This window comes from Thiobacillus sp., from assembly GCF_013693775.1.
Lineage (GTDB): Bacteria > Pseudomonadota > Gammaproteobacteria > Burkholderiales > Thiobacillaceae > Thiobacillus.
In genome coordinates this window covers 3,140,876-3,153,222 of sequence record NZ_CP059257.1, presented here as the reverse complement: position 1 = coordinate 3,153,222, position 12,347 = coordinate 3,140,876, and the positions used below count along the sequence as shown (strand labels likewise).

Below are 12,347 nucleotides of genomic sequence, written 5' to 3'. Positions count from 1 at the left end.
CGTCTTACTTCCACTCGGCATGCGCATAACGAACGCGCGTACCGGCCTGTTCATCCTGTTCCAGCCAGACCACGTGCAACCCGCCAGCAGCATCCAGCGCGGCGGCCGGATCAGACTGCACGCCAGGGCCGGCTGCACCCGGNACCGCCACGTTGTCGCCGAATGCCTCGCCGTCCCAGTCTGCCAGCCACACGTCCTGCGTGCCGTCGCGCGCATCGTCCCACAACGCCAGCAGGCGCCCGTCGGCGCTGCCGACAATCTGCGCGTGCCACTGCGCCATGTTGTCGCCGAAACTGTCTTGCACCTTGATGTTGGCGCCGAATTTGCGCGTGCCCGGATCGAACGCCGCATAGACATCGTAGCCGGACAGGAAGTCGCGTTTGTCGAGCCAGACAGCGACGACACCCTGTTTGCCCCAGGCCGTCAGCGTCGGCCGCATCGCGCCCGTGCCCGCACCCAGTCCCAGCGAGCGGCCCAGTCCGCCGCCCTTCGGCAGATCGCTCAGGCGAACCGGCGGCGAAAAGCTGCGGCCATCGCTGCTGTGGCTGGTCAGCGGTACGGTATGGTGATCGCGGCGATCCTCCCACGCCACGGTCACGCTGCCGTTGCCCGCCACGGCCAGCGCGGGCCAGCCCTGTTCGTCGGTCGGCATGGCTGCCTCGACCGGTTGTATAGATCCCGCCCGCAGCGTGCCAGCCGTCACGTCCAGCCGTGACACGACGATGCGCCGGAACCGCCCGGCCTGTTCGGCCCAGGCCGCGTACAGCGCGCCGTCTCCCACCGCCAGCGTCACCTGGCCCGCTTCGGCATCCGACAACTTCAAGGCCGCGCCGCCGGGCAACAGCCGCGCATGGACCTTGCCCGCCTCTTCCCAGGCCGCCACGAAACGCCCGCCGTCCAATGCGGCCACGACCGGTTCGTAGCATTCGGTTTGACTCAGCCGGATTTCCGGCTGGAAACCTGCTGCGGTCGCCGGCTTCATCGCCAGATAGCATTGCGGATTGCCGCTGCGGTTGTCTTCCCACACCACGCCGACGGTCGTGCCCGATACCGCCACGTTGTGGCGATTCGCCGATTCCATATGGGGGTAGATTTTCGCGCCGCGCACCGAGTTGGCGGTCAGCGGCTCGCTCCATTGCCAGGCCGCATGTGCGCTGCCCGCCAGGACGGCCAGCAGCAGGAGCACCGACCTCACGACTTGCCGTCCAGGAACTGCAGCAGGGTCTTCTGCTTGTAATAGCCGCCGCGCACGTAGCGGTCGAAGTCGCGGAAATCCTGCACGGTCTTGAAACCGGGAACCTGCATGATCTTGTCGCCTTGCGGCGTCATGTATACGAACAAGGGGTGGCGAATGCCTGCAGACGCGCACCCAGCTCGGCCTCGGTGATGCGCTCGCCGGAGGGCAGCGTCAGTCGCTTGCCCGATTCGGCATCGACATACACCAGCTCATAGTTGTCGCTGTACAACTTTTTCAGCGCCGCGTCGGAAAAGGTCGTCTTGTTGGTATGTTCGCACCAGGCGCAACCATAGCGCCCGAAATAGAGGAATATCGGCTTGCCGCTGGCATGCGCCGCCTTCAGACCGGCATCGAAATCGACAAACGGGTAACCCGGGGGCGGGTCGGCCAGCACCGCAGTCGCCCACAAACAACCTGCCGCCACCACCATCCTGATCAGGTTCATCCTGGTCTCCTTTATCTTCATCTCCTGCATTCTGATAAATTCGGAAACTCGTGCAACCCTCTTTTATGACCACATGACCCACGATCCCGTCCGCATCGGCCTGGTTTCCATCAGCGACCGCGCCAGCAGCGGCGTCTACGAAGACAAGGGCCTGCCCGCACTCGAGACCTGGTTCGGCGACGTGCTGCTCAATTCCGTCGAATTCGTCACCCGGCTGATTCCCGACGAACAGTCGCTGATCGAGGCGACGCTGATCGAACTGGCCGATGCCGAAACGTGCCCGCTCATCCTCACCACCGGCGGCACCGGACCCGCGCTGCGCGACGTCACGCCCGAAGCCACGCTCGCCGTGGCGCACAAGGTTCTGCCCGGCTTCGGCGAGGCGATGCGCGCGGTGTCGCTGAAATACGTCCCCACCGCGATCCTGTCGCGCCAGGTCGGCGTCACGCGCGGCGGCAGCCTGATCCTCAACCTGCCGGGGCAACCGAAGGCGATCAAGGAAACGCTCGACGGCATCTTCGCTGCCGTGCCCTATTGCATCGATCTCATCGGCGGGCCGTATCTCGACACCCGGGCGGGCACGATCGACGTCTTCCGCCCCAAGTCGGCCTTGCGGATATCGGTATGACGGCCGTACTCGAAGCATTGGCACGCGCCCTGCGTGACCTGTTCCAGCCGCGCGTGCTGTGGGTGGTGATCTGGCCGATGCTGGCGGCCGGCCTGCTCTGGCTGGTGCTGGCCGTGACGTTCTGGACCACATTTTCCGGCTGGATCGCGCTGGGGCTCGACAAGCTCGGCATCCAGGCCTGGTTGACCGGGCTCGAACCGGTATGGATCGCCAACGGCATCCAGGCCCTGCTGCATGTGCTGTTCTACGTCCCCCTGGTCTATCTCACCGCCCTCGTCATCACCGCCTTGTTCGGCATGACCGCACTGATCCGCATCGTGGCCGAACGCCATTACCCGGAACTCAAGCGCGAAAACGGCGGCAGCTTCGTCGGCAGCCTGTGGAATGCGCTGATTGCGATGATCGTGTTCGTCGTCCTGTGGGTCGTGACGCTGCCGCTCTGGCTGATCGGCGTCGGCGTCATCGTGCCCTTCGCGGCGGCGGCCTACCTGAACCAGCGCTTGTTCCGCTACGACGCGATCGCCGAGCACGCGAGCGCCGCCGAAATGGCGACGCTGTTCAAAGACGCGCGCAGCGGCTGGTGGGGATTGGGGGTGCTGACCGGGCTGGTGCAATTCGTTCCCCTGCTCAACTTGCTGGGCCCGGTATTCGCCGCGCTGGCGTTCATCCACTATGGCCTGGCACGGCTGGCACGGCAGCGCCAGGCCTAAGGTGACGCGAAGCGCCGTTTGAAGCCTTCGTCGAGGTTGATTTCATGTGCCGTCATGGCGCCGATCACGCAGTGGTCGAGACTGGGCGGCATCACCAGCCGGCCCGCGGCATCCACCAGCCGGCCCGCCATGATCTCCGCCTCGTGGCGCGGCATCTGCGGCGGCCGCTCCGGTTCGGCATAGCCCTGCGGGTAAATCGGCCGGCCCTCGGCGTCGTACTTGTCGGTCGCCCCCAGCGTATGCAACAGCTCGTGCGCGATGACGATGTTGTTCTGCTGCGTCTGTCGGGGATCGGCAAAGGCATGCACCACGCCGATCAGGCCTTTCTGCAGTCCCAGCGAATGCGCCAGCGCGACGCCGTCCTGCGGCGTGTGATAGAGCACGAACAACTTGATTCTGCCCAATTGCGGCAACCATTCGCCCGAGTGCCGATACACCCACCACCGCAGTTTCAGGCTCCACCACACCGTTTTCAGCGCATTGTGGTCGTGCGGCGGCGCCGGTGGTTGCTCATGCAGTTCCGGCAGCAGGCTGATCTGCACAGCCGGCGACTGTTTCACACCATAGCGCGCGGTCTCGCGTTCCAGAAAAGCGCCGATGTCGTCGAAATCGCTCGCCTTGAGCGCGCGGATCATGTCCTCCGCCTGCGTCGAGCCGTCGCCATTGATCGGGATGACAGCCACATCCAACGGCCCGTTCCAAGCGCGCACCATGGTCTGCTCCAGCCAGGTCAGGCCGACTGCGGCAGCAAGAATCCCCAGCAGGATGAGAATGCGAATTCGGCGAAACGTCATGGCAGGGTCGACAGGCAGGAAGGCCTACCCTTAACGACGAAACGCCGGTCCGCTTGAATCGGAATCAGGGCGAGGCGGCAGCGGGGGCGGCGACAGGCGCGACTTCGGCCTTGGGCTTTGCGTCGGCGCCCAGATTCAGCTTGCTCCCCACCAGTTTCTCCTTGGCGGCTTGCTCGATGGGTGCGGACACGCCCACGCGGCTGGCGTCGAGCCCCAGCTTGACCAGCGCGTCGCGCATGACCTGGCCGCGCGCCTGCGCAAGTTTGAGCAGGGCCTCGTCGGGGATCTTCGTCTGCCGGGTCAGCCGTTCCAGCAGTTCGGCGTGGAAAGCAGAAATGGGGCCCGTGTCGCGGGTCTTGAAGCGGCGCGCGAGGCGCTCGACCATTTCGCTTTCCATCACGCGCGCGGCGGCCCCCGCGTTCTTGTCCTGGAAGCTGGCACGCAGTTTCTGGTAGTCGGCCTTGCCGGCGCTCGCCGCGTAGCGATCTTCCAGCCAGGTCTGGATCTTGTAGTTGTTGACATCGACCGGGCCCGGCGCCTCGCCCGGGGCAAGCTTGATGCCGGCTACGGTGGCGGCTTCCGTGCGCATCGCCTGTTCCTGCAGGGCGCGCCGGTCGGCCTCGGGGTCGTAGCCTGGCGCCAGGCTGAGCGTCAGCGCGGGGCGCTTGGCCAGCGCCTCGGCGACGGCCTTGAGCTTCTCCTGTTCGGGNGGCAGCAGGACGCTGCTGCCGGGATCGAAGTTGACGGCCTCCATCTTCTCGGCGCTGATGCCCATGAGCTTGCCGAGCGCGCGGAAGGGCGCCGTGACCAGCTTGGTCAACACATTGACCAGCGCCTTCCAGATGATCTTGCCGTAGCTGAATTGCGGATCGTCGAGGCTGCCCGACACCGGCAGATCGAGATCGATGACGCCGTTGCTGTCTTCCAGCAGGGCGATGGCGAGATCGAGCGGCAGATGCAGCGCATCGGGGCTGTCGACGCGTTCGCCGAGCTTGAGTTTGTTGACGACGAATTTGTTCTCGCCGGCCAGCTGGCGATCCTTGATCTTGTATTCGAGATCGACCGAGAGCTTGCCGGAATCGATTTTGCGGCCGGCGAACTTGCCCGAGTATGGCGTCAGCCGCGTCATTTCCAGATTGCGGAACGCCAGCGTGAGATCGGTGAAGTCGGTCGCCCGGAACGGCTGGATCGAGCCGCGCACGCGGGCCGAGCCGTAGTCGTCCACCTTGCCGTCGAGTTCGACCTGCGCAGTGGTCGCCGCATCGGTCGAGAGACCGGTCACGACGCCGCCGAGATCGTGCATGCGGGTGCCGAACTGCGGCGTCAGCGAGAGATCGGCGAACTCCGCATTGGCGCCGACGATGCGTAGGCGTTCGATGGCCAGCGGGAATATCGCCTCCGGCTGCGCAGACGGCGCTGGCTTGCCGGCTGCGGCGACAGGCGGTTTGTCCGATGATCGCAGTATGCGCTGCAGGTTGATCGTCTTGTCCTCGAAAATGATCACCTTGCCGAACGGATTCAGTGCCACCAGTTCCTTCATGTTCAGCCGATTCGGCCCCAGCCTGAAGTCGAGGCTGTCCGACGACAGTTTTCTCCAGCCGAGGAAAGCTTCCTCGGTTTCCTCTTCCGTGATGGCCAGATCGTCCACAGCGAAGCCGCCGCGAAAATCCAGCTTCATGCCCGATTTCGCCTGTGCAAAGGACAGCTTGCCGCGCGTCGACGCGGCGCCCGAACGCAGGTTGAGCTTGGCGAACTGGTTGACGTAGGGCGCGAACGGCTTCAGAGACAGCCCTGCGAGCTTGAGGTCCAGCTTGCCTGATGCCTTGCCCGGGATGGCCGTGCCGCTGGTCTCGAAACGGCCCCCNTGCTTGAGCACGAAACCAGCTTCCAAAGGAATGGCCTTATCCATATCCAGGCTGAGATCTTTCAGGGTGACAAAGCCCTTGGCGACATCGAGCTTGACCGGCACGCCGGGCGACTGGTCGACGATGCCGACCTCGACTCCATCGAGACCGAGGCGTGCGAGCCGCACACTCATCGGCGACGCAGCTGCCGTGTCCGCCTTGGCTGGCGCAGCGGCCGGCGCGCCGGGCGCTTTCTTCAGGATATCGGCCCAGTTGAGCGTCTTCTGCTTGTCCAGCGAGACAGTGGTTTTCGCACCGCTCAATTCAATTGCTTCGATGGCCAGCTGTTTTTCCGCCAGCTTCAACTGGGCGTTGACCAGTGCGGCGCGCTGCAATTCCGCCACCGGTTGCGCGCCCGACAGCACACGGACCGGGCCCAACGCGGCGTTGACCGGGCCCACGTCGATGGCGGCCGCGGCGCCTACTTCGCCTGTCAGCGCCGCCGTCAGGCCGAAGCCTTCGGCCGTGACGCCCAGCGGCCTGGCGAACCCCTGGTCGGTGAACCGTGCCGACCAGTCGGCCAGCTTGATTTCATGGACGCCGATTTTCCATGGCGCCATCGGCGCGGCGGCCTTGGATGCAGCCGGCGGGGGGCGGCCGCACCTTCCTCTNGCCGCGAACAGGGTTTGCCAATCCAGCGTGCCTTTCACGTCGCGCGTGGCCGCCAGCTTGCCGCCGGCAAGACGGACGCTCGCGACATCGAGCGTACGCGTGGCGAGATCGAAATTCGCGTTGCCGACCCGTGCCTCGGTAAGTTGCAGTACGGGCGCGCCGCCGTCGCGCGGCGCCAGTGCCAGATTCTGCACGATCAGGTTGGCGCCGTTGATCCGTACCCAGGGCACATCCTCGCCCGCTTTGTCGCGCACCATGGCAAAGCGGTAGCGCAAGCCGGCCGCCAGCGTGCCGGACGGCAGGTCGAAATTGCGCGGGCCCTTGATCACCCGCAACAGCTTGGCCAGCTGCACACCTTCCAGGCCCAGTTCGCCGCTCGACGCGACGGGGTTCAAGCCCACGTCGCCTTTCCATTTGAGCGTGCCGCCCTGCGCCGGCAGCTTGGCCGCGATCTGGTAATCGCCGCGATCCTCGGGCAGGGTCGAGAGCCCGTCCAGTTCGATGCCAAGCGGCTCCAGCACGGCGTTGAACGGCTTGCCCGCGCGATTCGCGTCGGTATAGACGATGTGGCCGTCGCCGATCCGGATGTGATCGATCAGCACCCGCGCGATCGTGTCGGACGGCGGTGTCTTGTCTTCATTGAGTTTGGCAATCAGTGCCGCCCAGTTCAGCGTGCCGCCGGGACGCACCTCGATTGTGGCGTGAGGCTGATCGAGCTCGATATCCCGGATGCGCCAGGCCCAGCGGAACAGCCCGGTGGTATCGAGGTTGACATACAGCCGCTCGAAACTCGCCAGCGGCGCGCCGTTCTGCTCGGCCAGCTTGAGGCCGTCCACGGTGGCTTCCAGCGTGAGGGGATTGAATTTGACCTGCCGCACGCTCAGCTGGCTGGCGAGCTTGTTCTCGCCGATCCAGGGCAGCAGCTTCTGCGCCAGCGGGTCGACCAGAAAGAACCCGAAGACCAGATACAGTCCGAACAGCCCGGCCGCGATCAGGAACGGCAGGCTCAAGGCGATTTTGACGATGCGTCCCCACATGCTGCCTCCCTGGCTTATTTCGTTTGCATGGCCTCGCGGATCACCCGGAAGATTTCCCGGAAAGCCTTGGGCGGCTTGTTACGCGCGGCTTCGTCGCGCGCATTGCGGATCAGCTGCCGCAGATGCGTGGCGTCGGTATCGGGATAATTATTGAGGAACAGCGTCAGCGCCTCGTTGTCGGCGATGAGCTTCTCGCGCCACTTCTCGGCTTGGTGTAGCTTGGCGTTTTCCGCCGCAGACACACCATTGAAGACGTCGATCTGCGCCTGGATCGGCGCCGGATCGACCGAGCGCATCAGCTTGCCGATATATTGCTTCTGCCGACGCAGTGCACCATTCTGGGTGATCTTGCGGCAGTCGGCCACGGCGGCACGCAGTTCTTCTGGTAGCTCGATGCGTTTGAACTGGGCATCCGGCAGCTTGACCAGGATTTCACCCAGGGCCTGCAGGGCCTCGACTTCGCGTTTCTTGTGGCTTTTGCTGGGACCGTCGTAGACCTCGTCGGGGTCGAATTCCAGTTCGGCATCAGGGTCGATCAGGCGCACGGTGGGACTTTCGGTTACTGTTATTATCGTCATTGTAGTTTCTGTCGCCCAAACGTGCCGAACCAAAACCCTTTACGCCCCCTTTTCCTTCGATAAGCCGACATGTCCCGCTCCCAATTCAGCTATACCCGCGACCAGCTCATGGCCCTGTCCCGGATCGTCATCGAGCATGCAGCCAAACAGGGCGCCACCGCCGCCGACACCGAGATTTCCGAGGGTGTCGGCCAGAGCGTCAGCGTGCGCCAGGGCGAGATCGAGACCATCGAGTACAACAAGGACAAGGGCGCCGGCGTCACGGTCTACCTCGGCCAGCGGCGCGGCCACGCGTCGACTTCGGACCTGTCGGAAGCCGCACTGAAAAGCGCGGTCGACAAGGCGCTGACCATCGCCCGCTACACCGCCGAGGACGAAGCGGCCGGCCTGCCCGACGCCGACCGGCTGGCGAAGGACGTGCCCGAGCTCGATCTCTACCACCCGTGGGCGCTCACCGTGGAAGAAGCCGCCGAGCGTGCCCAGGCCTGCGAAGCGGCGGCACTGGCGGTGGACAAGCGGCTGACCAACTCCGAAGGCGCCGGCGTCAGCCTGCACACCTCGCACTTCATCTACGCCAACAGCCTCGGCTTCTGCAACGGCTACGCCGGCTCGCGCCACGGCATGTCGGTCGCCGTGATCGGCGAGGACAAGGGCGCGATGCAGCGCGACTACTGGTACACCAGCGCGCGCAATGCAAACGATCTGGAATCGCCCGAAACCGTCGGCCGCATCGCCGGCACCCGCACCGTGCGTCGGCTCAACGGCCGCAAGCTCGATACGCGCACCTGTCCGGTGCTGTTCGAGGCGCCGATCGCCACCGGCCTGATCGGCAACTTCGTCGCAGCGGTCTCCGGCGGCAGCCTCTACCGCAAGTCCTCGTTCCTGCTCGACAGCCTGGGCCAGCAGGTGTTCGCCCCGCTGGTCAACATCCGCGAGCAGCCGTTCATGCCAGGTGGCCTCGGTAGCGCCCCGTTCGACAGCGAAGGCGTTGCCTGCCTCGACCGCGACATCGTCAAGGACGGCGTGCTGCAAGGCTATTTCCTGTCGACCTACTCGGCGAAGAAACTCGGCATGAAAACCACCGGCAACGCCGGCGGCAGCCACAACCTCATCGTCGCGCCCGGCGAGCACGACCTCGACGGCCTGCTGAAGGAGATGGGCACGGGGCTCCTGGTCACCGAGCTGCTCGGCCACGGCGCCAACATGGTCACCGGCGACTACTCCCGCGGCGCCGCCGGCTTCTGGATGGAGAACGGCGAGATCCAGTATCCGGTCGAGGAAATCACCATCGCCGGCAACCTGGCCGAGATGTTCAAGGGCATCATCGCCATCGGCAAGGACATCGAGCGGCGCGGCTCCAAGCGGGTCGGCTCCATCCTGATCGACCACATGACGGTGGCCGGCAACTAAATGCTGGCAGCAAGCCGCTTTTTCATCGCGGTTTGCGTCGCCGTCCTGCTTGTCGCCTGCGGCCGCGCGCCCACGCTGCCCAAACTCAGCCCGCACGACGTCATCCTCGCTTTCGGCGATAGCCTCACCCACGGCACCGGTGCCAGCGAGGAGACGGCCTATCCAGCCGTGCTGGCCACGCTCAGCGGCCACACGGTCATCAATGCCGGCGTGCCCGGCGACACCACGGCCACCGGGCTGCAACGCCTGCCCGCCGTGCTGGACGAATACAAGCCGCGCCTGGTGCTGCTGTGTCTGGGCGGCAACGACATGCTGCGGAAGCAGCCCGAGGCCACGACCGAGAACAATCTGCGCCTGCTGGTGCAGACGATTCGTTCCAGCGGCGCCAGCGTCGTGCTGATCGCCGTGCCCGAGCCGAAGCTGTTCGGCGGTGCACCGGACTTCTACGCCCGCGTCGCCAAGGACATGAAGTTGCCGCTGGAAGAGCAGGCGTTCAACGACGTGCTGAAGGACGCCCGCCTCAAGTCCGATCCCGTCCACGCCAACGCCGCCGGTTACCGCGTGGTCGCCGAGCGGCTGGACGCCTTCCTCAAGGAGGCCGGCGCGCTGTGAATGTCCTGCTCGCCCTGGCACGCGCGATCGACGCGCTGACCGAGCGCATCGGCCGCCTCGTCATCTGGCTGGTGCTCGTCGCCACCCTGATCTCGGCCGGCAATGCGCTCGCCCGTTATCTGCTCGGCGAAAGCTCCAACGCCTGGCTGGAAATCCAGTGGTACCTGTTCGGCGCGATGTTCCTGCTGGCGGCGGGCTACACGCTGAAGCACAACGGCCACGTGCGCATCGACATTCTCTACAACCGCCTGAGCCTGCGTGGCCAGGCCTGGATCGACCTCGCCGGCGGCCTACTGTTCCTGCTGCCGATGGCAGGGCTGCTCATGTGGTTGGCGTGGCCGATGTTCCATGAGGCCTGGGTGACTCATGAAATGTCGCCCGATGCCGGCGGTCTGGTGCGCTGGCCGGTGAAGCTGCTGCTGCCCGTCGGCTTCGCCCTGCTTGCACTGCAGGGCATCGCCGAAATCATCAAGCGCATCGGCGTGCTCTCGGGCCATCTCGTGTTGCCCCACGAGGCTCCTGAGGAAGAAGCCTGATGGATGGTGCGGTTATGGGCGATATGGCACCGCTGATGTTCCTCGGTCTGGTGGCCTTCCTGCTGTTGGGTTACCCGGTGGCATTCGCGCTCGCCGCCAATGGTCTGCTGTTCGCCGGCATCGGCATCGCCGCCGGCCATTTCGACCTCTCGCTGCTGCAGGCGCTGCCCGAGCGCGTCTACGGCATTGTCGCCAACCCCACGCTGCTGGCGATCCCCTTCTTCGCCTTCATGGGCCTGATCCTCGAACGTTCGGGCATGGCCGAGGACCTGCTCGACACAATCGGCCAGCTGTTCGGCTCGGTGCGCGGCGGCCTCGCCTATGCGGTCATCCTGGTCGGCGGCCTGCTGGCCGCCACCACCGGCGTGGTCGCGGCGACCGTCATCGCCATGGGCTTGATCTCGATGCCGGTGATGCTACGCCACGGCTACGACAAGCGCCTGGCCGCCGGCGTCATTGCCGCCTCGGGTACGCTGGCGCAGATCGTGCCGCCGTCGCTGGTCCTGATCGTCCTGGCGGATCAGCTCGGCGCGTCGGTCGGCGACATGTACAAGGGCGCGCTGCTGCCCGGCGCACTGCTCGTCGGTTTGTATCTGGCCTATGTATTCGCCGTGACGCTGTTCCGGCCACTGGCCGCGCCCGCCTTGCCGGCCAGCGCGCGCACCCTGCATGGCACCGCCCTGTTGCTACGCGTGCTGACCACGCTGTTACCGCCGCTGGCGCTGATCTTCCTCGTGCTCGGCACCATCTTCATCGGCATCGCCACGCCCACCGAGGGCGGCGCGATGGGCGCGGCCGGGGCCCTGCTGCTGGCGCTGGCGCGCGGACGGCTGTCGCGCCTGCAGCTCACCCAGGCGATGGACAGCACGACGCGGCTGACCACCTTCGTCATCTTCATCCTCATCGGTTCGACCCTCTTCACCCTGGTGTTCCGCGGACTCGACGGCGACGTCTGGGTGGAGCATTTGTTCAACCAACTGCCCGGTGGCGTGCTCGGCTTCCTTGTCGCGGTCAACCTGCTGGTGTTCGTGCTGGCGTTCTTCCTCGACTTTTTCGAGATCGCCTTCATCGTGGTGCCGCTGGTGGGCCCGATCGCCACCAAGCTCGGCATCGACCCGATCTGGTTCGGCGTGATGCTGGCGGTCAACATGCAGACCGCCTTCATGCACCCGCCCTTCGGCTTCGCACTGTTCTATCTCAAGAGCGTCGCCCCCAAATCCATCCGTACCGGCGACATCTACCGCGGCGCGATTCCCTTCCTCGTCATCCAGCTGATCATGGTCGCCGTGGTACTGGGCATTCCGCAGGTCGTGCTGCGCAATACGCCGCCGGACGCCAGTAGCGTCATCGACATCCCCCTCGACGTCGATCCCGACACCGGTTATCTACCGGCCGAGTGGCGCTGACCCGGAAACGTGAGAAAATGAGCGGCTTCGCGCAGCACTGTCGCCTGCGCGCCCATCGCAATCTCACATTCCAGGACTGAATCATGAGCGAACTCATCATCGAAGACCTCGTCGCCGGCAGCGGCGACACCGCCAGCGCCGGCCAGTACGTGTCGGTGCACTACACCGGCTGGCTCACCAACGGCCAGAAATTCGACTCCAGCGTCGACCGCAACGACCCCTTCGAATTCAAGCTCGGCATGGGCCAGGTCATCCCTGGCTGGGACCAGGGTGTGGCCGGCATGCAGGTCGGCGGCAAGCGCAAGCTCACCATCCCGCCGGAACTGGCCTACGGGTCGCGCGGTGCCGGCGGCGTGATCCCGCCGAACGCCACCCTGGTGTTCGAAGTGGAACTGCTGGGCGTCAACTGAGTCTTTTTATCCGCGCATTTCGCGGATA

At 65.4% G+C, this 12,347-nt stretch carries 13 protein-coding genes; 7 read left to right on the top strand and 6 right to left on the bottom strand.

Annotated elements, in window-relative coordinates; all coding sequences use genetic code 11:
- Positions 1-4: 4 nt before the first annotated feature.
- From HZY77_RS15590 to HZY77_RS15580, 3 genes are read right to left on the bottom strand one after another with little or no spacing between them, the layout of a single operon-like run.
- Complete coding sequence (locus HZY77_RS15590; RefSeq protein WP_296816745.1) at positions 5-1,195, bottom strand: hypothetical protein; 1,191 nt, start codon at positions 1,193-1,195, stop codon at positions 5-7.
- Positions 1,192-1,329, bottom strand: a complete 138-nt coding sequence (locus HZY77_RS15585; RefSeq protein ID WP_296816742.1) for a hypothetical protein — start codon at positions 1,327-1,329, stop codon at positions 1,192-1,194. The genes HZY77_RS15590 and HZY77_RS15585 overlap by 4 nt, the downstream gene beginning before the upstream one ends.
- A complete protein-coding gene (locus HZY77_RS15580; protein WP_296816739.1) occupies positions 1,326-1,682 on the bottom strand; it encodes a thioredoxin family protein in 357 nt (118 codons plus the stop codon). The genes HZY77_RS15585 and HZY77_RS15580 overlap by 4 nt, the downstream gene beginning before the upstream one ends.
- A gap of 73 nt (positions 1,683-1,755) precedes the next feature.
- On the opposite strand from HZY77_RS15580, the gene mog reads away from it, so the two are divergent.
- Entirely contained in the window at positions 1,756-2,310 is a 555-nt protein-coding gene (mog, locus tag HZY77_RS15575) for a molybdopterin adenylyltransferase (protein WP_296816736.1), read from the top strand.
- The gene (locus tag HZY77_RS15570) at positions 2,307-3,020 is read left to right on the top strand and encodes an EI24 domain-containing protein (RefSeq protein WP_296816733.1); all 714 of its coding nucleotides are present in this window, start codon (positions 2,307-2,309) and stop codon (positions 3,018-3,020) included. The genes mog and HZY77_RS15570 overlap by 4 nt, the downstream gene beginning before the upstream one ends.
- Here the strand turns inward: HZY77_RS15570 and HZY77_RS15565 are convergent.
- The 3 genes from HZY77_RS15565 to yjgA form a co-directional block, all read right to left on the bottom strand.
- Positions 3,017-3,814, bottom strand: a complete 798-nt coding sequence (locus HZY77_RS15565) for a hypothetical protein (RefSeq protein ID WP_296816730.1) — start codon at positions 3,812-3,814, stop codon at positions 3,017-3,019. The two genes, HZY77_RS15570 and HZY77_RS15565, sit on opposite strands and share 4 nt — an antisense overlap.
- Before the next feature lie 64 nt (positions 3,815-3,878).
- Entirely contained in the window at positions 3,879-7,367 is a 3,489-nt protein-coding gene (locus HZY77_RS15560; RefSeq protein WP_296816727.1) for a DUF748 domain-containing protein, read from the bottom strand.
- A gap of 14 nt (positions 7,368-7,381) precedes the next feature.
- Positions 7,382-7,912, bottom strand: a complete 531-nt coding sequence (gene yjgA, locus HZY77_RS15555) for a ribosome biogenesis factor YjgA (RefSeq protein ID WP_296767229.1) — start codon at positions 7,910-7,912, stop codon at positions 7,382-7,384.
- Between the two features lie 102 nt (positions 7,913-8,014).
- Between yjgA and pmbA the strand changes: the two genes are divergently transcribed.
- The 5 genes from pmbA (at position 8,015) to HZY77_RS15530 (ending at position 12,319) form a co-directional block, all read left to right on the top strand.
- Positions 8,015-9,355 (top strand): metalloprotease PmbA, encoded by a 1,341-nt coding sequence (gene pmbA / locus HZY77_RS15550; protein ID WP_296816724.1) that lies wholly within the window; start codon positions 8,015-8,017, stop codon positions 9,353-9,355.
- Positions 9,356-9,967: an arylesterase gene (locus HZY77_RS15545; RefSeq protein WP_296816721.1), complete on the top strand. Its 612-nt coding sequence runs from the start codon at positions 9,356-9,358 to the stop codon at positions 9,965-9,967. It begins immediately after the preceding gene.
- Positions 9,964-10,503 carry a TRAP transporter small permease subunit gene (locus HZY77_RS15540; RefSeq protein ID WP_296816717.1) on the top strand — a complete coding sequence of 180 codons (540 nt, stop codon included), beginning with the start codon at positions 9,964-9,966 and terminating at the stop codon, positions 10,501-10,503. Before HZY77_RS15545 ends, HZY77_RS15540 begins: the two co-directional genes overlap by 4 nt.
- A complete protein-coding gene (locus HZY77_RS15535) occupies positions 10,503-11,909 on the top strand; it encodes a TRAP transporter large permease subunit (RefSeq protein WP_296816714.1) in 1,407 nt (468 codons plus the stop codon). The genes HZY77_RS15540 and HZY77_RS15535 overlap by 1 nt, the downstream gene beginning before the upstream one ends.
- A gap of 83 nt (positions 11,910-11,992) precedes the next feature.
- Complete coding sequence (locus HZY77_RS15530) at positions 11,993-12,319, top strand: FKBP-type peptidyl-prolyl cis-trans isomerase (RefSeq protein ID WP_296656067.1); 327 nt, start codon at positions 11,993-11,995, stop codon at positions 12,317-12,319.
- Positions 12,320-12,347 lie beyond the last annotated feature (28 nt).

Excerpts from the sequence above, each read along its gene's own strand:
- pmbA (WP_296816724.1), top strand. The coding sequence starts at position 8,015 with ATGTCCCGCTCCCAATTCAGCTATACCCGCGACCAGCTCATGGCCCTG.
- HZY77_RS15580 (WP_296816739.1), bottom strand. The coding sequence starts at position 1,682 with ATGAACCTGATCAGGATGGTGGTGGCGGCAGGTTGTTTGTGGGCGACT.
- mog (WP_296816736.1), top strand. The coding sequence starts at position 1,756 with ATGACCCACGATCCCGTCCGCATCGGCCTGGTTTCCATCAGCGACCGC.
- HZY77_RS15535 (WP_296816714.1), top strand. The coding sequence starts at position 10,503 with ATGGATGGTGCGGTTATGGGCGATATGGCACCGCTGATGTTCCTCGGT.
- HZY77_RS15570 (WP_296816733.1), top strand. The coding sequence starts at position 2,307 with ATGACGGCCGTACTCGAAGCATTGGCACGCGCCCTGCGTGACCTGTTC.
- HZY77_RS15585 (WP_296816742.1), bottom strand. The coding sequence starts at position 1,329 with ATGACGCCGCAAGGCGACAAGATCATGCAGGTTCCCGGTTTCAAGACC.
- HZY77_RS15565 (WP_296816730.1), bottom strand. The coding sequence starts at position 3,814 with ATGACGTTTCGCCGAATTCGCATTCTCATCCTGCTGGGGATTCTTGCT.
- HZY77_RS15545 (WP_296816721.1), top strand. The coding sequence starts at position 9,356 with ATGCTGGCAGCAAGCCGCTTTTTCATCGCGGTTTGCGTCGCCGTCCTG.
- HZY77_RS15530 (WP_296656067.1), top strand. The coding sequence starts at position 11,993 with ATGAGCGAACTCATCATCGAAGACCTCGTCGCCGGCAGCGGCGACACC.